This is a genomic window from Megasphaera sp. MJR8396C, from assembly GCF_001546855.1.
GTDB lineage: Bacteria > Bacillota > Negativicutes > Veillonellales > Megasphaeraceae > Megasphaera.
Map to the genome: position 1 here is coordinate 73372 of NZ_KQ958176.1, position 20822 is coordinate 94193.

Annotated in this window: 20 protein-coding genes and 4 tRNA genes; 20 read left to right on the top strand and 4 right to left on the bottom strand. The window is 49.9% G+C overall.

Annotation, left to right across the window (positions count from 1 at the left end; translation table 11 throughout):
* Positions 1-138: 138 nt before the first annotated feature.
* Together brnQ and HMPREF3201_RS05300 are read left to right on the top strand one after the other, a co-directional pair.
* The gene (gene brnQ / locus HMPREF3201_RS05295; RefSeq protein ID WP_062412084.1) at positions 139-1479 is read left to right on the top strand and encodes a branched-chain amino acid transport system II carrier protein; all 1341 of its coding nucleotides are present in this window, start codon (positions 139-141) and stop codon (positions 1477-1479) included.
* An 18-nt stretch (positions 1480-1497) separates the two neighbouring features.
* Positions 1498-2892, top strand: a complete 1395-nt coding sequence (locus HMPREF3201_RS05300; RefSeq protein ID WP_062412085.1) for an amino acid permease — start codon at positions 1498-1500, stop codon at positions 2890-2892.
* Positions 2893-2942: 50 nt separating this feature from the next.
* Here the strand turns inward: HMPREF3201_RS05300 and HMPREF3201_RS05305 are convergent, their stop codons facing one another.
* Positions 2943-3842 (bottom strand): fumarylacetoacetate hydrolase family protein, encoded by a 900-nt coding sequence (locus HMPREF3201_RS05305; RefSeq protein ID WP_062412086.1) that lies wholly within the window; start codon positions 3840-3842, stop codon positions 2943-2945.
* Positions 3843-4078: 236 nt separating this feature from the next.
* Here HMPREF3201_RS05305 and HMPREF3201_RS05310 point away from each other — a divergent pair, with 236 nt between their 5' ends.
* The 8 genes from HMPREF3201_RS05310 to gatB all read left to right on the top strand — a co-directional run bounded on the left by HMPREF3201_RS05310 (position 4079) and on the right by gatB (position 11659).
* Positions 4079-5761 carry a glutamine--tRNA ligase/YqeY domain fusion protein gene (locus HMPREF3201_RS05310; protein WP_062412087.1) on the top strand — a complete coding sequence of 561 codons (1683 nt, stop codon included), beginning with the start codon at positions 4079-4081 and terminating at the stop codon, positions 5759-5761.
* Positions 5762-5856: 95 nt separating this feature from the next.
* Positions 5857-6132: a DUF4321 domain-containing protein gene (locus HMPREF3201_RS05315; RefSeq protein ID WP_062412088.1), complete on the top strand. Its 276-nt coding sequence runs from the start codon at positions 5857-5859 to the stop codon at positions 6130-6132.
* Positions 6133-6149: 17 nt separating this feature from the next.
* On the top strand, positions 6150-6710 hold the full coding sequence (locus HMPREF3201_RS05320) for a Maf family protein (protein ID WP_062412089.1): 561 nt from the start codon (positions 6150-6152) through the stop codon (positions 6708-6710).
* Positions 6707-7396 carry a RadC family protein gene (gene radC, locus HMPREF3201_RS05325; RefSeq protein ID WP_062412090.1) on the top strand — a complete coding sequence of 230 codons (690 nt, stop codon included), beginning with the start codon at positions 6707-6709 and terminating at the stop codon, positions 7394-7396. Before HMPREF3201_RS05320 ends, radC begins: the two co-directional genes overlap by 4 nt.
* Before the next feature lie 103 nt (positions 7397-7499).
* Positions 7500-8261 carry an EFR1 family ferrodoxin gene (locus tag HMPREF3201_RS05330; RefSeq protein WP_062412091.1) on the top strand — a complete coding sequence of 254 codons (762 nt, stop codon included), beginning with the start codon at positions 7500-7502 and terminating at the stop codon, positions 8259-8261.
* Positions 8262-8457: 196 nt separating this feature from the next.
* Positions 8458-8748 (top strand): Asp-tRNA(Asn)/Glu-tRNA(Gln) amidotransferase subunit GatC, encoded by a 291-nt coding sequence (gene gatC, locus HMPREF3201_RS05335; RefSeq protein WP_062412092.1) that lies wholly within the window; start codon positions 8458-8460, stop codon positions 8746-8748.
* Positions 8749-8762: 14 nt separating this feature from the next.
* Positions 8763-10220: an Asp-tRNA(Asn)/Glu-tRNA(Gln) amidotransferase subunit GatA gene (gatA, locus tag HMPREF3201_RS05340; protein WP_062412093.1), complete on the top strand. Its 1458-nt coding sequence runs from the start codon at positions 8763-8765 to the stop codon at positions 10218-10220.
* Positions 10220-11659 (top strand): Asp-tRNA(Asn)/Glu-tRNA(Gln) amidotransferase subunit GatB, encoded by a 1440-nt coding sequence (gene gatB / locus HMPREF3201_RS05345; RefSeq protein WP_062412094.1) that lies wholly within the window; start codon positions 10220-10222, stop codon positions 11657-11659. The genes gatA and gatB overlap by 1 nt, the downstream gene beginning before the upstream one ends.
* A 265-nt stretch (positions 11660-11924) precedes the next feature.
* Here gatB and HMPREF3201_RS05350 read toward each other — a convergent pair whose 3' ends face one another.
* The gene (locus tag HMPREF3201_RS05350) at positions 11925-12662 is read right to left on the bottom strand and encodes a type I 3-dehydroquinate dehydratase (protein WP_227163172.1); all 738 of its coding nucleotides are present in this window, start codon (positions 12660-12662) and stop codon (positions 11925-11927) included.
* Between the two features lie 147 nt (positions 12663-12809).
* On the opposite strand from HMPREF3201_RS05350, the gene HMPREF3201_RS05355 reads away from it, so the two are divergent.
* The 4 genes from HMPREF3201_RS05355 (at position 12810) to HMPREF3201_RS05370 (ending at position 13336) form a co-directional block, all read left to right on the top strand.
* A tRNA-Pro gene (locus HMPREF3201_RS05355) sits at positions 12810-12886 on the top strand.
* Positions 12887-12895: 9 nt separating this feature from the next.
* A tRNA-Gly gene (locus HMPREF3201_RS05360) sits at positions 12896-12969 on the top strand.
* Between the two features lie 9 nt (positions 12970-12978).
* Positions 12979-13055 (top strand) — tRNA-Arg (locus HMPREF3201_RS05365).
* A gap of 206 nt (positions 13056-13261) precedes the next feature.
* Positions 13262-13336: transfer RNA gene (locus tag HMPREF3201_RS05370), tRNA-Arg, on the top strand.
* Between the two features lie 210 nt (positions 13337-13546).
* On the opposite strand, the gene HMPREF3201_RS05375 is transcribed toward HMPREF3201_RS05370, so the two are convergent.
* Entirely contained in the window at positions 13547-14326 is a 780-nt protein-coding gene (locus tag HMPREF3201_RS05375; RefSeq protein WP_154254301.1) for a DUF1828 domain-containing protein, read from the bottom strand.
* Between the two features lie 815 nt (positions 14327-15141).
* Entirely contained in the window at positions 15142-15642 is a 501-nt protein-coding gene (locus HMPREF3201_RS05380) for a hypothetical protein (protein WP_062412096.1), read from the bottom strand.
* Positions 15643-16013: 371 nt separating this feature from the next.
* Between HMPREF3201_RS05380 and HMPREF3201_RS05385 the strand changes: the two genes are divergently transcribed.
* From HMPREF3201_RS05385 to HMPREF3201_RS05405, 6 genes are all read left to right on the top strand, one after another.
* On the top strand, positions 16014-16781 hold the full coding sequence (locus tag HMPREF3201_RS05385; RefSeq protein ID WP_062412097.1) for a helix-turn-helix domain-containing protein: 768 nt from the start codon (positions 16014-16016) through the stop codon (positions 16779-16781).
* Between the two features lie 161 nt (positions 16782-16942).
* Positions 16943-17116, top strand: coding sequence for a hypothetical protein (locus tag HMPREF3201_RS11745; protein WP_154254299.1), 174 nt, complete (start codon positions 16943-16945; stop codon positions 17114-17116).
* Between the two features lie 87 nt (positions 17117-17203).
* Positions 17204-17434 (top strand): hypothetical protein, encoded by a 231-nt coding sequence (locus HMPREF3201_RS05390; protein WP_154254297.1) that lies wholly within the window; start codon positions 17204-17206, stop codon positions 17432-17434.
* Between the two features lie 112 nt (positions 17435-17546).
* Entirely contained in the window at positions 17547-18881 is a 1335-nt protein-coding gene (locus tag HMPREF3201_RS05395; protein WP_062412099.1) for an RNA-binding domain-containing protein, read from the top strand.
* A gap of 37 nt (positions 18882-18918) precedes the next feature.
* Positions 18919-19155 (top strand): hypothetical protein, encoded by a 237-nt coding sequence (locus HMPREF3201_RS05400; protein WP_062412100.1) that lies wholly within the window; start codon positions 18919-18921, stop codon positions 19153-19155.
* Positions 19156-19291: 136 nt separating this feature from the next.
* Positions 19292-20410, top strand: coding sequence for an RNA-guided endonuclease TnpB family protein (locus tag HMPREF3201_RS05405; RefSeq protein ID WP_195190555.1), 1119 nt, complete (start codon positions 19292-19294; stop codon positions 20408-20410).
* Positions 20411-20822 lie beyond the last annotated feature (412 nt).

Genomic DNA, 20822 nt, shown 5'->3' on the forward strand with positions numbered 1-20822 from the left:
TTAGATTAAAGTTGATGAGTTTTTGTGATTTTTTCCTTTTTTTATGATAGAATAAATTCAAGATTAAATTATTTAATTTAATCGATTCAGCGTCCTTATTATTTATTGACACGATTAATTGTTAGGAGGAGTGTTATTATGGGAGAAAATAAGGGAAACAGAACGGTAGCCATCGGGCTTATGCTGTTCGCGCTGTTTTTCGGTGCTGGGAACCTGATCTTCCCGGCAGCCATGGGTCAGGCCGCAGGCATCAACGTCTGGTGGGCTGTCCTGGGCTTCGTCGTCACCGGTGTCGGCTTGCCGCTCGCGGGTGTCCTGGCCATGGGTTACTCGGGCTGTAAGAACCTGCAGGAACTGGCTGGCCGCGTTCATCCGGCATACGGCCTCTTCTTTACGGTCATCAGCTATCTGACCATTGGGCCGTTCTTCGCCATTCCTCGTACGGGCAGCGTTTCTTATGAAATCGCCGTTCGTCCGTTCTTACAGAGTGGCGGCAGCGAAGCCATCATGACCGGCTTCTTGGTTTTATTCTTCCTCATTTCTTTATGGTTATCCATTTCGCCGCAGAAATTAGTCGACCGCATCGGCAAAATCTTAACGCCGGCCCTGCTGCTCGCTATTTTACTGCTCATCGCAAAATCCTTCATCACGCCTCTGGGCTCGCCGCAGGAACCGATTGCCGCTTACGGCACGGCCAGCATCGCAGCGGTACAGGGGATCCTCGACGGTTACAATACGATGGACGCTATCGCTTCCTTAGTATTTGCCATCCTGGTTATTGAATTCGTCATGGAAGACGGGGCAACGACGCCGTCGGCCATTACGAGAGAAGTTTTTAAAGCCGGTGCTATCGCCGTTGGCTGCTTAGGCTTCGTCTACATCTTCGTAGCGAAGATCGGCGCTGACAGCGTGGCTGCATTTGGGATTCAGGAAACCGGTGCTCCCGTTCTTTCGAAGAGTGCTATGATCCTCTTTGGTAACGCCGGGGCAGTTATCTTGGCCATCATCGTTCTTCTGGCCTGCTTATCCACAGCGATCGGCCTGATTACGTCTTGCGCATCGTACTTCAATGAACTGATTAAGATCGGCTATAAGAAATGGGTCGTTATCTTTACCCTCATTTCCTTCTTCGTCGCTATGTTCGGTTTGAAGACGATCATCACCGCCGCCATTCCGGTTCTGATGTTCATCTATCCGCTGGTCGTTGCCATCATCATCTTGGCCTTCCTGCACAATGCTTTTGGCGGACGCCAGTGCGTCTATGCATGGACCATCGGCCTGACCTTGATTCCGGCTATCGTTACGGGTCTTCAGACTGCTGAATTCTCGCTTGGACATATTGATACTATCTTTGCTACTATGGTACCGCTCCACTCGTTGGGGATGGGCTGGGTATGCTTTACCATCGCCGGCTTCGTCATCGGCTTTATCTGGAAAAGCATTTTCTCCTCTTCGTCTAACGGTGTGACAGCGAAATAACAGACAGGGGATGAGCTTATGGACATATTACGCCGTAAATCCTTCGATGATTTGCTGGCCCACACGAAAGAAAAGAAGTTGAACAAGGCGCTGGGCGCCTTCGACATCACCATGATGGGTCTTGGCATCATTATTGGTACGGGGATCTTTGTTCTGACCGGTATCGGCGCTGCAAAATACGCTGGCCCTGGCCTGATGTTATCCTTCGTATTTGCAGCCGTCACATGTGCGTTTGTGTGTTTGGCCTATTCTGAATTAGCTTCGTTTTTGCCTGTATCAGGCAGCTCCTATACCTACGCCTATGCATCGCTCGGTGAAATCTTCGGATGGTGGGTCGGTTGGAGCTTGATTCTGGAATATTCTGTTGGTGCCAGCGCCGTTGCTGGCGGCTGGTCGGCCTATTTCGTCGGAATCCTGCATTCCATGGGCATCGACCTTCCCAAGGCCTTGACGGCCGTTCCGGCAGATGGTGGCATCATTAACTTACCGGCTGTGCTCATCGTTGCTTTAGCGACGGCGCTGCTTGTCGTCGGCGTCCGCGAAAGTGCGCGTGTCAACCGCGTCTTAGTTTATGTTAAAATCGGGACTATCTTCTTGTTCCTCTTCTTGGCAGGCCCCCATATCGAACCGATGAATTGGGAACCCTTCCTGCCGTACGGCATCCATGGCGTCTTCGCCGGGACCGCCGTCCTGTTCTTTGCTTACCTCGGCTTCGACGCCCTGTCGACAGCGGCCGAAGAAACGAAGAACCCGAAACGGGATATGCCGATCGGCATCATCTCGGCTCTGGCTATCTGTACGGTGCTCTACATCGCCGTCTGCGCCGCTATGACCGGCGTCGTCCCGTATCCCATGCTCGATACGGCAGCACCGGCATCGTTCGTCCTTGAGTACATCGGCCTTCACCTCGGTTCGGCCATCGTCGGCACCGGCGCTATCTGCGGCCTGTCGACGGTTGTCCTGGGCATGCTCTTCGCCCAGAGCCGTGCCCTCTACTCCATGAGTCGTGACGGCTTGATGCCTATGAGCCTCTACAAGGTTCATCCCAAGTTCCAGACGCCGTACATCATCCAGATCGTCATCGGTATCATCGTCGCCTGCATCACGGGCTTCACGCCGATCCATATCGTCGCTGAAACGTGCAGCGCCGGCACGATCTTCGCCTTCTTGTGCTCCAGCGTCGGCATCCTGGTTCTGCGCCGCATCTATCCGAATCATCCGCGCGGATTCCGCTGCCCGGCTGTCCACATCATCGCACCGTTGGGTTTCATCTGCTGCGCCTTCATCTTCTTTGAACTGTCGCCGCATACCCTGATGCTGTTTACGGGCTGGACCATCCTTGGCTGGTTGATCTACTTCGTCTATGGCCGTAGACACAGTGTGCTTCAGAAGAAAGAAGAAAGCCCGTCGTAAGACAGGCCGCTCTCTTTGAGATACCACAAAAAAAGGAGCTGTGTATAAGCTTATTTTACTTTGTTCTTCAAGGTGCCGATGGCCGGGATGGTGATTTCGACCGTGTCGCCGGAATGGAGGAACCGCGGCGGATTAAAGCCGACACCGACGCCGCTCGGCGTGCCCGTTGCGATGACGTCGCCCGGGAAGAGGGTCGTGCCCTGGGAGATGGTGTGGATCAGTTCGGGGATGGTGAAGATGAATTCGCCTGTCGAACCGTCCTGACGGACTTCGCCGTTGACCTTGGTGATGATGTCAAAGGTCTCAGGAGCTGCATCGCGCAGGAGCACATAGGGGCCCATGGGGCAGAAGGTATCGAGGCTCTTGCCGTGGAACCACTGGCCGTGGTTGGCCTGGAGGTCGCGGGCCGTGACGTCGTTCAAGATGGTGTAGCCGTAGACGTGGTCCATGGCTTCGCTGACCGGGATATCCGAGCCTTCTTTACCGATGACGACGGCCAGTTCGCCTTCGTAGTCGACCTGTTCGGTCACGTTCTTATGAGGTTCGATGGGATCGTCCGGCCCGATGACAGCCGACGTGGCCTTGGTGAAGATGACCGGGTATTTCGGTTTGTCGGGCATGGCCGTCTTATCGAATTCGGCGATGTGGTCGGCGTAGTTTTTGCCGATACAGAAGACGTTCCGTTCCATGTGGGGAATGGGGGCCATGATGCGGACCGTGTCGAGGGGCTTGGCCTTGACGGCGCCGGCCTTTTCATTTTGCTCTAAGGCATCGGCTAAGGCTAAGATGCCGTCGTTGCCCTGGCGGATGAATTCCAAGAGCGTTTCCGGAAGGGGCGTGAAAAAGGCTTCTTCTAAGGCAATGGCCCCGTAGACGCCTGTTTCCGATTCGTCGAGGACGCCCCATTGGACGAACCCCAGGTCTTCAAAGGTGACAAGTTTTTTTATCATGCAAGCATCGACTCCTTTATCATTGTATACGATAAATTATATCATGCCCCTTTTGGCCTGTCCAAATTTCCTTTGAGGCTGCCTAAGGGAAGGTCGATGCCGTGAGAGGGGACAGACAGCTTCTGTCAAGGCCTCGGTATTCTTATAGGCTATATGAGTTGCAAAGAGAAGGCAATACAAGGTATAATTAAATACTGAACAAGCATTCATACATAGATAAAAGGGGAGACACATCGATGGATAACGAAACGACCAAAAATTTTATTGAAACCATTATCGATGAAGACAACGAAAAAAATACATACGGCAATCGAGTACATACCCGTTTCCCGCCGGAACCGAATGGCTATCTCCACCTGGGCCATGCAAAATCGATCTGCCTGAACTTCGGCATCGCCAAGAAATACGGCGGCATCACCAACCTTCGCTTTGACGATACCAATCCGTCCAAGGAAAATATAGAGTACGTCGACTCCATCAAGCGCGACGTCAAATGGCTGGGCTTTGACTGGGACGACCGCATGTTCTTTGCCTCGGACTACTTCGACAAGCTCTACGAATACGCCAAAAAGCTGATCACCCTCGGCAAGGCCTACGTCGATGACTTGTCGGGCGACGAAATCCGCGCCTACCGCGGCACCTTCAACGAACCGGGGAAGGAAAGCCCGTACCGCAACCGCAGCGTCGAAGAAAACCTGCGCCTCTTTGAAGAAATGAAGGAAGGCAAGTACGCCGACGGCGAAAAGGTACTTCGCGCCAAGATCGACATGACCAGCCCGAACCTCAATATGCGCGACCCCATCCTCTACCGCATCGTCCACGCCGAACATCACCGGACAGGCAATAAGTGGTGCATCTATCCCATGTACGACCTGGCCCATCCCGTATCCGATGCCATTGAACGGATCACTCATTCCATCTGTACCCTCGAATTTGAAGCACATCGTCCGCTGTACAACTGGGTGCTCGAAGACTGGGAAGACCCGGAAGGGCAGAAACCCCGCCAGATCGAATTTGCCCGCCTTAACGTCACCAACATGATCACCAGTAAGCGCAAACTGCGGACCCTCGTCGAAAAGGGCATCGTCAGCGGCTGGGACGATCCCCGCATGCCGACCATTTCCGGCATTCGCCGCCGGGGCTATACGCCGGAAGCCATTCGCGACTTCTGTGAACGCATCGGCGTCGCCAAAGCCGACAACCTCGTCGAAATGGCCCTCCTCGAATACTGCATCCGCGAAGACCTCAAGATGAAGGCGCCGCGCCTGATGACCGTCATCGATCCGATCAAAGTCGTCCTGACCAACTATCCCGACGGCCAGACGGAAACGATGAAGGCCGACAACAACCAGGAAAATGAAGCCATGGGCACGCGCGACATGACCTTCAGCAAGCATTTATACATCGAACGAGGCGACTTCATGGAAGAACCGGTCAAGAAATTCTTCCGCTTGGCTCCGGGTAAAGAAGTCCGCCTGAAATACGCCTACATCATTAAATGTGAAGAAGTCGTCAAAGACGAAGCCGGCAACATCGTCGAACTGCGCTGCACCTATGATCCCGAATCGAAGAGCGGCAGCGGCGCCAACGCCGACCGCAAGGTAAAAGGCACCCTCCACTGGGTCAACGCCGAAGATGCCGTCGATGTCGAAACGCGGGTCTACGATTCGCTCCTGCGCCAGGACGATGGCAGCGACTCCAAGGATTTCCTCGACCAGATCAATCCCGACAGCCTCGTCGTCTACCACAGCAAGGCTGAAAAGGCACTGGCTGACTATAAAGCCGGCGATAAGTTTCAGTTCCTGCGCCAGGGCTATTTCGTCATCGACCCCGATACGACAGAAGACCACATGGTCGTCAACCGCATCGTCGGCCTCCGCGACACCTGGGCTAAGATGCAGAAACAGAAAAATCAATAAAGCCGATGATAAAGGGTTGTCTTTCTCCGGAAGGATTAGAATTTCCTGAGAGGGGGCAGCCCTTTCTTCTCATGGTGTATATAATGGAGGGGAACATGAAAAATCTTGGCTCGCATAATTGGCTGTCTTTATTTATCTTTCTCATCGCCGGCGGTATTCTCGGCGGCATCGTAGGCGAAGCCTTATACGCCGTTCCGGCCCTGCAGGGCGTGTTGCCGGCACTGACCCAGCACTATGAAATCTTGAACATCCAGCAGATTCACCTCAATCTCTATCTCATGGAATTGCAGTTTGGCATCCATTTGGCACCGAATCTACTGAGCATCATCGGCATTCTCTTAGCCGGCGTGCTCTTTCGCCACATTCAGTAACACACAGGAGGGATTACATGCTTATTTTAGCCTCTGGTTCGCCGCGCCGACGCGAACTGTTGACCCAGATCGGCGTGGCCTACATGGTCAATCCGAGTTCTTATCATGAAGAATCGCCGAAGAAGAAAGATCCTCAGAAGTACGTCCAGGACCAGGCCCTCGGCAAGGCCCGCGACGTCGCCCAAAAATTCCCGGGCCAGTGGGTCCTCGGCGCCGATACCATCGTCGCCCTCGATGGCGTCATGATGGGCAAGCCCAAGAACGGGACGGCGGCCATGGAAATGCTGCGCGAACTGTCGGGCAAGAAGCATTCCGTCTATACGGGCATCGCCTTGATCAACGACAAGAAGGAATATACCAAGGTCGTCGAAACGAAAGTCTGGTTCCGCCATTTGACGGACAAGGAAATCAAGTCCTACATCGCCTCCGGTGAACCCCTCGATAAAGCCGGCGCTTACGGCATCCAGGGCCGGGCTGCGGCCTTCGTCGATAAGATCAACGGTTCCTATACCAACGTCGTCGGCCTGCCCTTATCCCAGGTCTGCAAGCTGTTCCACAAGGCCAAGGTTCACGTATGAATACCCCGGTGAGGGAACTCGCCGTTTGTGAGAAACCGCGAGAGAAATTTATCCGCCACGGTCCGGCGGCAGTGACCGACCAGGATTTACTGGCCATCTTGCTGCGGACAGGGACCAAGGGCCGCTCGGTACTCCACGTATCGCGGCAGGTCATCCGTTCTCTGCCCGGTGAAAATCTCTGTTACCTCAGCAATGCCAGCGTCGCCGACCTCTGCCATATCCGCGGCATCGGCGAAGAAAAGGCAGTCACGGTCTGCGCCGCCATCGAGCTCGGCCGGCGCATTTCCCGCCAGCAGGCCCTGCGCACGGCCCCTGATTTCAGCACGCCTGACGCCGTGGCCGGCTACGTCATGGAAGACCTGCGCTTCCTGCCTCAGGAACAGTTCGGCGCCGTCTACTTATCGACGAAAAATCAGCTCATTACCTACCGCACGCTGACCATCGGCACCATCGATGCCAGCCTGGCCAAGGGGCGCGACGTCTTTCGCTACGCCCTGCGCTACAATGCGGCAGCCGTCATCTTAGTCCATAATCACCCGTCGGGCAATCCCGAGCCGAGTAACGACGATATCCGCATTACACGGCGCATCGTCGAAGCCGGTCAGATCATGGAAATCCCCGTCCTCGACCACATCATCATCGGCGACGGCATCTTCGTCAGCCTCTGCGAACGGGGATACATATAATCGAAAGCCCCTCAAGACAGAACCGGTCCTTCATGCTATAATAGATATAAATTATCGATTGTCTTCTCGTAAGAGGGGACAACTGTCTTTGAGGTGGACTTTTATGATTGGTTATTTTTCAGGAACGGGCAATTCCTTATATGCAGCGAAAAAACTGGCAGAACTGACCGGCGACAGGGCCTTGTCCCTGGCCGACATCATGAGCCAGCCCGAACACTTGCCCCATCGAAGGTTCGGCATCGTATTTCCCGTCTATTTTGGCGACGTACCGGAACCGGTACGGGATTTTATCGCCGAGGCACCCCTCGATAAGGGGACCTATTTCTTTGGCATCGCGACCTGCGGCGGAACGGGAGGGAGGACCCTTCGGACCTTGTCCCGACTGCTTCAAAAAAGGGGCTGCGACCTGGCCTACGGCCTGATCCTGCCCATGATCGCCAACAGCACCGTCGCCTCGCGCCGCCATATTAACTACGATATGAACCGCCTCGACAAGGCCGACGATATCCTTCACGACTGTGCCGACGATATTCGCCGCCAAGTCCGGGATGACTCGGAAGTTACGGGCTCTTTGGCCGCCGCTGTCATGAATTTCGGCCCCCTTCGCAGCTTTGGCAACTATTGGCTGACGCCGTCTGTCGATACGAAAAAATGCGTGTCCTGCCATATCTGCAGCAAGATCTGCCCCGTCGACAACATCCAAAGTACCCCGTCAGGCGCCGTCATCGGGCCGCATTGCAGCCGCTGCCTGGCCTGCCTGCACTGGTGTCCCCATCAGGCCGTGACCGTCCACGGGAAGACCGTTTTGCCCCAGGATCAGTACCACCATCCCGACGTGACCATCCGCGACATGATGGTGCGGTAGTGAGGGGGAATCTCTTTTCCAAGCCTTTGGCGCTTGTCTAGTCAGGCGCCTTTTTCCTTGTCCGGAAGAAGGCCTTGGGCCGCCGTGCCGCCTGCGCTTGCAAAATACAGCAAAAGGTGATTAAATGGTATATGTATGAATGTTGACAAAGCCTTTCGATTTGTCAATGCCAAATTTTTCTGCAAGGAGTGTCAGAATGAAAATCAGTGCCGAAGAAATAAAGAAAATCGCACTGTTGTCCCGACTGGAAGTCAAAGACGACCAGATCGAAACGGTCGGGAAACAGCTGAACGACATCTTATCGTACATGGATCTCTTAGGTCAGGTCGACGTGACCGGTGTCAAGCCGACGGCCCATGCCGTGGCCATGTCCAACGTCATGCGCGACGACGTGCCCCAGCCGTCCATCTCTAATGAAAAAGCGCTTCAAAATGCGCCGGAACAAGACGAAGGCTGCTTCAAAGTTCCGAAAGTCATTCAGGATTAATAGGAGGCCTATGTATGTTAACCATTCACGAACTGCATGAAAAGCTCGTCCGCCGCGACGTCTCTGCCGTCGAAGTGACCAAGGCTTTTCTTGCGCATAAAGATACTGTAGAACCGAAGGTACGGGCCTTCTTATCGGACAGCCGCGAAGGCGCCCTCAAAGGGGCTGCCGCCGTCGATGCCAAGATTGCTGCCGGCGAAACGATCGCCGATTTGGCCGGGATTCCCGGTGCCATCAAGGACAACATCTGCATCGAAGGCCAGCAGGCGACCTGCGCTTCGAAGATCCTCGAACACTTCAAAGCACCGTACAATGCCACGGTCATCGAAAAATTGGCCGTTTCCGATTACATCAGCTTAGGCAAGGTCAACATGGACGAATTTGCCATGGGCAGCTCGACGGAAAACTCGGCCTTCCATGAAACGCACAACCCGTGGAACCTCGACTGCGTCCCCGGCGGTTCTTCCGGCGGTTCGGCTGCAGCTGTTGCTTCCGGTTCTGCCGTTTGGGCCCTCGGTTCCGATACGGGCGGATCGGTCCGTCAGCCTGCCGCCTACTGCGGCGTCGTCGGCCTCAAACCGACGTACGGCCTCGTATCGCGCTACGGCCTCATCGCTTATGCATCGTCCCTCGACCAGATCGGCACCCTTACCAACGACGTCGAAGACTGCGCCATCGTCCTCAATGCCATTGCCGGCCACGATGCCAAAGACTCGACATCGATCCCGCAGGAAAAACAAGACTATAAACAGGCCTTGGTCAACGACGTCAAAGGCCTTAAGATCGGCATCCCGGAAGAATTCTTCGGCGAAGGCCTGGACGCTGCGTCCCGCAAAGCCCTCGACGACGCCATGGATACGTATAAGAAACTGGGCGCCGAAATCGTTCCCATCAGCATGCCCAACATGAAGTACGGCATCGCTGCCTACTATATCATCGCTCCGGCCGAAGCCAGCTCCAACCTGGCTCGTTACGACGGCGTCGGCTTTGGCATGCGCGTCGACGGCAAGGACATTGTCGACATGTACATCAAGACCCGTACCGAAGGCTTTGGCGACGAAGTCAAACGCCGTATCCTCCTCGGCACCTACGTCTTGAGCTCGGGCTACTACGACGCCTACTACCTGCAGGCCATGAAAGTCCGGACCCTGATGAAACAGGACTTCGACGAAGCCCTTCAGAAATGCGATATCCTCTTGACGCCGACGGCACCGGATACGGCCTTCAAGATCGGTCAGAACAGCGGCGATCCCCTGGCCATGTACCTCGGCGACGTCTGCACCGTTCCCTTGAACTTAGCCGGCCTTCCGGGCATCAGCATTCCCTGCGGCTACAAAGACGGCCTGCCCATCGGCATGCAGCTTATCGGCAAGGCCCTCGACGAAGCGACACTGCTCCGTGCGGCCTATACGTTTGAACAGAATCGGACGGATCTTCGCATGCCGTCGCCTATGGGGGAGGTTGAACTTTAATGAAATATGAATCCGTTATCGGCTTGGAAGTCCATGTCGAATTAAAAACGAAAACCAAGATTTTCTGCGGCTGCAGCACGGAATTCGGCGCTGAACCGAATACCCACGTCTGCCCGGTATGCTTAGGCCTGCCCGGTGTCCTGCCCGTACTCAATAAAGAAGTCCTGCACTATGCCGTAAAGGCAGGGCTGGCACTTCACTGCGACATTTTGCCCTTCAGCAAATTTGACCGCAAGAACTATTACTATCCGGACCTTCCGAAGAACTTTCAGACGTCCCAGTTCGACCTGCCGATCTGCAAAGGCGGCTACATCGACATCGACGTCGACGGCAAACAGCGCCGCATCCATTTGACTCGTATCCATATGGAAGAAGATGCGGGCAAACTCGTCCACAGCGGCAGCACCATCGCTACCTCTGACTCGAGCCGCGTCGACTACAACCGTACCGGCGTGCCCCTCCTTGAAATCGTCGGCGAACCGGAACTCAGAAGCGGTGCCGAAGCGCGGGCCTACCTTGAAAAACTGCGCTCCATCATGCAGTACCTCGGCGTATCGGACTGCCGCTTAGAAGAAGGCAGCATGCGCTGCGACGCCAACATTTCCATCCGTCCCGTCGGCTCGACGACCCTCGGTACCAAGACGGAAATCAAGAACATCAACTCCTTCAGCGCCGTTCAGAAGGGGATTGAATACGAAGCTGTCCGCCAGGCACAGATCCTCGAAGAAGGCGGCACGATCCAGCAGGCGACCCGCGGCTGGGATGAAGCCAAGGGCGTTACCATCCTCCAGCGTGTCAAAGAAGGGGACAGCGACTACCGTTACTTCCCGGAACCGGACCTCATTCCTATCGAAGTCTCGCCGGCTTATATCGAAGAAGTCCGAAAAGAACTGCCGGAAATGCCGGACGCTCGCTGCCAGCGTTTCCAGGACGAATTGGGTCTCTCGGAATACGATGCTAACCTCTTGACCCTGGAAAAACAGACGGCTGACTACTTTGAAACCGTCGTAAAAGAAGGCGTTGACGCTAAGGAAGCAGCCAACTGGATGCTCGGCGAATTTGCCAAGAAGCTCAACGAAGAAGGCATCGGCATCACCGATTCTCCTGTCGCTCCGACGGCTTTGGCAGGCCTCTTGAAACTCATTGCCAAAGGCACCATTTCTGGTAAGATCGCTAAGAAAGTCCTGCCGGAAATGTGGACGTCAGGCAAATCGGCCGACGACGTCGTCAAAGAACAGGGCCTGGTCCAGATCACCGATACGGGCGCCCTTGAAGAATTGGTACAGAAAGTCATCGCTGCCAATCCCCAGTCCGTTGAAGACTACAAAGCCGGCAAGAAGAAAGCCATCGGCTTCCTCGTCGGTCAGATCATGAAAGAAACGAAAGGCCGGGCTAACCCGGGCGTCGTCAATCAGTTGTTAACCAAAAACCTGCAGTAAGTCATAAAAATGAAGCCACCATCGGAGATTTCCGGCGGTGGCTTTTTTTGGATGGCTATCTGAAATTACGGCAAGGGCCCAAACACGATGACGAAATGACGGTTGACCTGCGTAGGGGAAATGTCGGAAGTGACCCGATATTTCCTGCTTGACCGAGTTTTCTCTGAAAAGCATAAAAAACAGCCCTCCGAGCGGGGGGGGCTGTTTATCGTTATGTCGTGTTTAGGTACGTTCATTCGGCCTCAGGTTACTTTTTTAGCAGGTCTTAGGCATCGGGGTGGAGCAAGGCATGGACGGCTTTGCTGGCCGGCATATCGTCCGCTCCGTCGCCGGCAGCTGCGTACAAGATCGAGGCGCCGAAGGTGTCGCCCTTGAGGAGCGCTTCTTTGGCGGCAGATCCCATGGGATGGGGGATGACGACGGCGTCGTGGTGCTGTTCTTTAAAGGCCTTGGCGGCAGCCTTCATTTCGTCGATATCGGCATCTGTTTCGACGGGGACGACGAGTTCAAAGGTCACGGCTTCCAGGTCCCAGCGCTTTTCCATCAGGGCCGTTAAATCGGCGGCCTTGGCTCCTTTTTCGCCGCGGATGACGATGATCGGCACGCAGCCAAGGTCCACGGCTTGCCCTGCAATGTCTTCGAGGCTGTCGTCGTCGAGGCTGCCTTCAATCTTGACGGCGTCGATGAGGGACGAGCGGATGGCAAAGCGCAGGATGGATCCATAGTCGCGGTCGGTCTGGTACATTTCCGGGAGCTTGCTCTTGTCACAAGAGAAGAGGACCGACGGATTGGCCCCTTCGCGGGCGATGTACAACAGGGCGTTCCACAGCTGGGATAAATTGATGGCGCCGTTAAAATAACCGGCATCGAAGGCCATCATATCGTACGGATTTTCTACAATTTTTGCAATTTGAATCTGAAGATCCTGAATCGTTTCCCCTTCGAGGGGAACGGCGATAAAGGGATGGTCCGATTCAAAGTGAAGACTCATAGCACTTGGCATACAAAATTACCTCCTACGTAAAAAGACTACCTTTATTGTACTCGGAATGAGGAGGGTTGGCAATGCCTGCCCGTTGGGGGCCCTTGTAGTCGGGGGAAGAAAAACGTTGACAAGTTATGCCATATCTTGTATAATATTTTTTGTTGGCGGGGCATAGCGCAGTTTGGTAGCGCACCTGGCTTGGGACCAGGGGGTCGCAGGTTCAAATCCTGCTGCTCCGACCATATAGAGACGCGGGTGTAGCTCAGTGGTAGAGCGCCAGCCTTCCAAGCTGGTTATGTGGGTTCGATTCCCATCACCCGCTCCATTTTTTATTGACTCAGTAGCTCAGCTGGATAGAGCAACAGCCTTCTAAGCTGTGGGTCTAGGGTTCGAATCCCTACTGGGTCACCAACTTGAATCGATACGAACTTTTCGCGGTTGCAGCAGACTGTGATTGCCGGAGAGTTCGTTTTTATCATTATATCGGGCAGTTTTCCATCTTCGGCTGCCAGCAGGAGACAACCCTGCTAGGGAAGGTCCGTGCCATAAGAAAACCTTGCATCGACCTTATGAATATGGTATTATAAATAAGTGCTCTTTAGAGCACATTTATTCATGCGCCTATAGCTCAGGGGATAGAGCACCGGTCTCCGGAACCGGGTGCGAAGGTTCGAATCCTTCTAGGCGCACCACTAAAAAAGCGGTTTCACAGCCATGTGAGGCCGCTCTTTTTTTGTCTTGATGTGCGTTTTGGGCGTGAATGGCAGGGAAATGCCTGTGCCTGCGAAATGAATAGAACCGACTCCGTAAAGCCGGACTTAAAAAAAGTCTGACTTTGGGGAGTCGGTTCATTTTAGGCAGAAATCTTTCGGATACATGATGTCTTGAACCAAGCAGGGTTGTTAAGCAGCCGATAATTTTTTTATGTTTTCAGGATTCAGGCGTTCTGAAAAAAGAATATAATCGGTGTCTTTCGCCAGCAGGGCATCTAAGTATTTTTTATCGACGCCTTTTTCATCGTTGATGATGGCTAGCCCCGTTACCTTTTTGCGGGCACTCTTTTGCCGTTCGTCCCTTATGTCCTGCCAATCGAAAAGGAAGGCGGCCAGGTTGCTGCGATTGATTGAATTGAAGGAATTGATGAGTATCTCTGAGGTTCTTCCGGCAATTTGAAAGTTAAAATTGAATTCCAGCCCCGTGCTTCCCTTGGCCAGGAAATTGGGCGTGTAAATAAGCCCTTGTTGATCAAAATAATCGGCAACATCATCCAGGAAAATAGTTTTTACCGTACTGTCGTTCAGCATAAACATATCATTGACTGTAAGCATGGCTTGAATGAACATGTGCATACTGGCCGCATAGTTTTTCGTGTCTGTGCGTATGACCATCTCATTATCTTGATTCTCAACCCCGTAAGAAAAGAGAAGTCGATTCAACATACCGGTCCGCTTAGCACCGCGCAGCGAAACGCCGTCAGCAAGCAAGTCGTTAATGATGAACCCGTCATCGGACAAGGTGATATTGTCTCCATCCCGTTTGGCATAGATTACCAGCCCGTCATTGTGACGGTCCATAAACGGCGTTCCTATTTCTGTCCAGCCATTTTTTAAAAGTCGGGCAGATAAATTTTTCTGTATCCATTGGTAATATTCGGCGGTCCAGTCGAAATTAGTATCTATCAAAAAGCACCTCCGGTTCTACAAGATGTACTTGATCTCTATTGATTACGTGCGAATAGAACGAAAATCATCACCTTATGTGTAAAAAAAGAACCTTTTTAGAAAATAATGCTGAAAGATTCTTTTTTTTTGAGGATTCTATAAACGCTGATTTCTGGGGCGCTTTAAGATGCGTATATTAAATTCCCAATTCGATTCCTTGCCTCTATCTTCTCCACGTAATCGGGCTTTAAAACCGCAGTATTCCATTGCTTCTTTAAAGCACTGCGAAGTTACATGCTCTGTGGGCGAAGCAGCAAGACGAGTGAACGGTTGCTTTAAACAATATGCGGAAGTTAACGGTTCTCTATTGAATGATTTGGTCTGACTATAACGCTCTTGGATATATTGCACCAAACTTAGTCTCATAGGTTCAGAAAGATTTTTAAAATGATATATGTTAGGCATGGTTTAGTCTCCTTTTGTTAATTCAGTATCCTATATATGTGGATGGAGAAAAGAATTTGTATAGTTAGGCTGTAAAGGTGAAATGTACATGACAAATTCCTCGGCTTTCAGAAAATGAATCGAATAATAAGTGTAGGCTTTGAGATGGCGCTCTACATGGGAATTTAATTAAGAATAGGCTGATTATACGTACCCCGGACTCTATCGGGCATCGGCGACAAAAAATTAAACTGATATAATAAAGAGGTTATTGGATCTGGGGAGAAGGGACTATAAAGCGTAACGGTGGGAGGGAGCGTATAGCGAAAAAAACGATCTTGGGTATGTAAAATATCCATTGATGGGGAAGGATAACCACTTATTTATGCTATCTATTGCCACATATCTTGAAAGAGGTCAATCTGTTTTTCGTTGTAGTCATCTCTGTAAGTGCTTGATAGGGCCGAGGATGCAGAACCCGTTTTGCTACCATCATGGTACTGAAGTCCGGGTATTGACTGCTGGTATCGGATGCTTTTAAAGGCCGCGTGCGCTCTTTTACTAAGCTTAGTAATATCTCCGTTTGAAAAATTCAACTCTTCGGCAAGCTTTTTGCAACTCATTCCGTCAACATATCGCGCCATAAGAAACCTCCGATAGAGTGCATCATCTACACGGGAAATTCGATTAATAATTTCCGTTCGTTTTTCTAGCAAGTGCTCCCGTTCTGCTATAGTCTTTTGCCGGTATGATATGATCTTTTGCAGTATATTACTTGGTATCCCAGCCTTTTTCAGGTCCTCAAGATGCGTATTTATGTCGTCTATATCCTTTTGCATAAATGCTGCCAATACCGAAATCTCTTTTATGCTTTTTAACGTTTGATTGATCATATTTCATACCCTCCATTTTCTTCATAAATCTAATAAAGTGTAAATTAGTATATTTTGAAAAATTGAAACTAACATATCTTTGCCTTTATGAATGCGCACCACTCGTAAAGCCTTTTTCCTTCTAATGCACGGTAAAGTGTCATGTTTTCAAAATCGACAGGCTCTGTCTGTAAAAGGTGTGGCTTTATCATAAGCGACTTAATTTTTTCTATATCCAATTTCATATTCTCACCTCCCCTTCTTTTTTCGGTATCGAACTTTATTAAACTTAATTGCATTATAAATAGAACTTTATTAAACGTCAAGGGCTTTGTTAAACTTTATTGAACAAAGATGAGCGCTAATGGTATAATATAAGAAGAGGTGATAGTGTGAAAATTAATAAGCAGCATCTAGCTTTTCAAATTTTTGGTATAAGGGCGAAACTAGGATTATCTATGGAACAATTTGGAGAATTATTAGGGGCAAATAAAAGTAGTGTTTCTGGTTGGGAAAGGGGAACGGTCGTTCCTAGCTCACAGCGATTAAAAAAAATTGCTGAGCTCGGGAAAATTTCACTAGCGGAACTATTAACTCCTTATCGTGGTATAGAAGAAATCCATATTTCTATATTAGAGAAAAAATTGTTTCGTGACTTTCCTTCTATTTTAAATGACTATACAGAAGAAGAGATTTTATTAATAAAAGGGGAATTGTTTATAATTTATAAATCAAAAAAAACAATTTATCCTTATACAGGTTTTGTTCAAAATAATTTTGCATCTATATCCCCTGATTATCCTATTCCTATTATGTTAGACGACTACGCTTGGGAATCCTTAGGTGAGGAAATGTTACCCGAATTCAATAAAAATCTAGAAAGTGAAACAGAAATAACTAAATTATATATAGATCCTCTGGGGGAAGAGTCCATTATATTACCAATTGAATACCCTCCTTTTGAAAAAAATCCACTTTTTAAAATTATTAAAGAGTCTATTTTAAAAGAATTGGAAGAAAACGAAATGGGTGGCAGACGCGCTATTTTAGGTCAATACTATGATTGGATTTGTAAAGAAAAAGAGAATATCGAAAATTGGGTAAAAGCACATAATGAGTCAAGTATTTTTGAACGAATTAAGAGCAAAAAAAGAGATTGAGTTGAACGGAAGGGGGAAGGAAGCGAATCCGGTGATTATGCCATCAGTCTACTGAAATAGTGAGCTTGTAGTATGTGTGTTATCTTAGTCAGCGTAGGTTAGTCGAAGCATTTTGTATCCTCTGAAGGTATTGTCCGAAAGGCACGGGAGGTGCGAGACAGATGATGGTAAGATGTCCCTTGATCGATAAGGAGATTGATGAATTCGACTGCTTTGAAACGGGTACTGTTGCCGAAGGAAGTGCTAAACTCGACTCTTCGGTAGGTGTGAAAGAAATCAAGATGGCTGAAAATTTTAGGATACGCTGCTTGGCTTGTGAACACCATATTTTGTAGCGGCTTCCCCAACATGGGACGGTTTGACGGAATGGTTGCAGGCATCGAGAAGTGCCTGATCCATCGAAGATGCGGAAGGGGGCCGGTATGATGGTGTTAACGAAACATCCCGTAGGCGTAGAGAAAAGGTTAATAGAGGTGTTGACCCGGATTTGGGATAATACAAATTTTATTCTTGGCGTACGAGCTTGCCTGCAGACCGACGAAGAACGGCAGTGGGTCCTCGATGCCATTGAAGATGAAGAAGTTACGAATCCCGGCGACATTCTCTTATATGCCTTTGACATTTATACGGATAGAGAGGCCACTCTGAAATGAGTGGCTTTTTTGCTGTCCTTTTTAGACTATTCTACCCATTCTAACCAATACATCTTGACAAGAATGATTAAAATGGTTAGAATATAGGTAGAATAGAAACGGGGTGAGCCGCATGAAGTTCTTGGAAAGTGAAAAGATTGAGTTAAAATCCATCGTCGGCGAGGACATCAAGAAGGAAATCATTGCCTTTGCCAACTGCGACGGCGGCACGGTATATGTTGGCGTTGCTGATGACGGGACCGTTTTGGGAGTGGAGAATGATGACGACTGTGTTTTGCAGATTTCTAATATGGTGCGTGATGCTGTAAAGCCCGACGTCACGATGTTCATTCACTACGAAACGCTGGATTGCGATGGCAAAGCCGTTGTGGCTGTTCACATTCAACGAGGTACGAAGCGTCCTTATTTTTTGGCCAACAAGGGACTACAGCCTGAAGGCGTTTATGTGCGGCAAGGGGATGCGACCGGCCCGACAACGAAGACGGCCATTGCCCAAATGATAAAGAACACTGCCGGTGACAGCTTTGAAGATAGACGTTCCCTCAATCAGTCTTTAACTTTTGATGCCTTGGAAAAGGAATTTGCTGCTCGGAATATGGCTTTCGGTAAGCCACAGATGCAGACCCTGCACCTTATAGACGATGACGGCCTCTATACGAATGTAGGACTTCTCCTTTCTGACCAGTGTCCCTATACGATGAGAGCAGCTGTTTTTGATGGGATGAATCAAAATGTATTTAAATCTCGTGAGGAGTTTTGCGGTTCCCTTATAGATCAGCTGAAGATAGCCTGTGCTTATATCAATTTCCACAATAAAGGCTATAAGGAAAGGGCTGTACTCCGTTATATAGATACTCTCCGGGATTACCCGGAAACCGCTCTTCGAGAAGCCCTGTTGAATGCGCTGGTACACCGTGATTATTCCTTTCATGCCGATACCTTGATCAATCTGTACGATGACCGCATGGAGATCGTGTCTGTTGGTGGTCTCCTTCCCGGATTGGCGCCGGAAGATTTGAACATGGGCGTATCCCTATGTCGCAACCCGCACCTGTACAACGTATTTTACCGCTTGCAGCTCATTGAGGCTTATGGCACGGGGATGAAAAAAATGATGAATGCCTATGCCGATGAACCGGTGAAACCCCAGATTAAGACCACCCCAAATGCCTTCAAAACCATTCTTCCCAATGTGAATTTCATGAGTAAAGCTGTCGAAGCCCCGATGATTGTGGGAGAAATGGCTGCCCCGTTTTTGACTTCTGATGAAGGGAAAATCATGCAGCTTTTGGAAGACAAACAACGGATCACTCGGAAAGATGCACAGGAATTATTGGGCGTTAGCCAATCTACAGCAGGTCGTATTCTGAAAACGCTGGTGGATAACGGCCAAATCACACAGCGTGGCGGCGGGCGCACGACGCGGTATGAGCTGATAAAGTCGTAATATGAACGGAAATTGGTTGATTGGGGAGGTGCATACTATGGAACCGAAGAGTTTTGAAGAAGTACATCCGGGGATTGAGGAATACTTCAAGGTCCAAAAAGAATATTTGGCGAAATTCGGCGAGCATTCCTTGGAGCGCACGATGCACTACGAGCCCTTGAGGCCCTCTTGTCTGAATTTTATAGAAGGGGCTAAGGAGCTACGCCGTGCCATCCGCCGGAATAAGCCGATTGATCAGATACCGCCTGAAATGTGGGAGCATATTATTTTTTAATTTAACCCGCCAGAAATCTGCCACTTCTTAGGTGGGGATGAAAGCAAATCTGGTAAATCTACATAAGCAATTGATCCAGGCAATTGCTCAGTAGTCCCATATAGACTATTTGTAAATATATAGAAAATAAAGGTAGGTGATTATCGTTAATAGAGCATACCGATACAGGCTCTACCCAACAACTGAACAAAAGATTATGTTTGCCAAGACTTTTGGCTGTGCCAGATTCATCTATAATAAAATGCTTAGTGACCGCCTTGATTACTATAAAAAAACAGGCAAAAAACTGAACAACACGCCAGCACAATACAAAGATGAATTTCCTTGGCTAAGAGAAGTAGATAGCCTTGCACTTGCCAATGCTCAAATGAATCTCAATAGGGCATATAACAATTTTTGGAGCAATAAGAAGCATTTTGGCAAGCCACGTTTCAAGTCTAAAAAAAGTGGTCATCTTTCCTATTCTACGAATAATCAAAAAGGTTCTGTCCGATTAGAAGGGAATAAGGTCAGATTGCCGAAGGTTGGCTGGGTAAAGTTACGTTTGCACCGACCAATTATGGAAAATAGTATCATAAAGACGGTTACCATTAGCAGAACCCCTTCTGGGAAATTCTACATCAGTATTTTGGTAGAGTACGAAAACCAAATACTCCCCATCATACCTGAGACATTTCTCGGATTGGATTTTGCGATGCATGGTCTGTATGTCGCCTCCGATGAAGAGGATGCGGACTATCCGAACTTCCTGCGAAAGGTCGAAAAGCGATTGGCTAAAGCTCAAAGAAAACTGTCGAAAAGGCAAAAAGGCAGCCGAAATCGAGATAAACAAAGTCTTCGTGTGGCTAAGCTTCATGAGAAGGTCGCAAACCAACGTCGTGATTTTATACATAAGAAAGCTCGCTATCTTGTAGATAAATATGATGCTATTGGTATCGAAGATATTAGCGTCAAGGCCATGGCGAAGCGTAAGAAAGGCGGTAAATTCAGTTTCGGCAAGTCCGTAGCCGACAATGGATGGAAGAAATTTGTGAATATATTGGAATACAAACTTGTTTGGCAAGGAAAACAGCTTGTTAAAATAGATAAGTGGTATCCAAGTAGCCAATTATGCCATACCTGTGGGTACAAAAAAAGTGAAATGAAAGATTTGTCTATTCGGGAATGGGATTGTCCAAAATGCGGCAGTCACCATGGCCGGGACAAGAACGCTGCCATAAATATACGAGAGGAAGCTAGACGTATATCTGCCTAATCAAAATTGTAAGAGTACCGTGGGGCGCACGGGAATCTACGCCTGTGGAGAGAGTGTAAGTCGCCGCAACTCTTCGGAGTCAGTGGTGCTGTTCTCCTTGAAGCAGGAAGCTCTCGCCGCTATGGGCGGGGGTACGTTCACACCCCTCGAATTCGAGATGTTAAGTACTGCGAAGACACAGTTATCTATGGGACGGGCAACGATAAGCTGCATAGACTGCAATCTTTTGAGTTGTCGGATCGTTGCTTTATTTGCTATAATAATTATAGAAGTCAACTTGTGAAGGATAAGGCTGGGTTCCCGAATGGGAGTAGGTGGTATCACTTAGAATCCTTTGCCCCTGGGGTTGACTTATTTAGACATGCAAAAAGGCACTCTGTTGTGATGTGACCCCAAAAAGTTAGACCTAGCC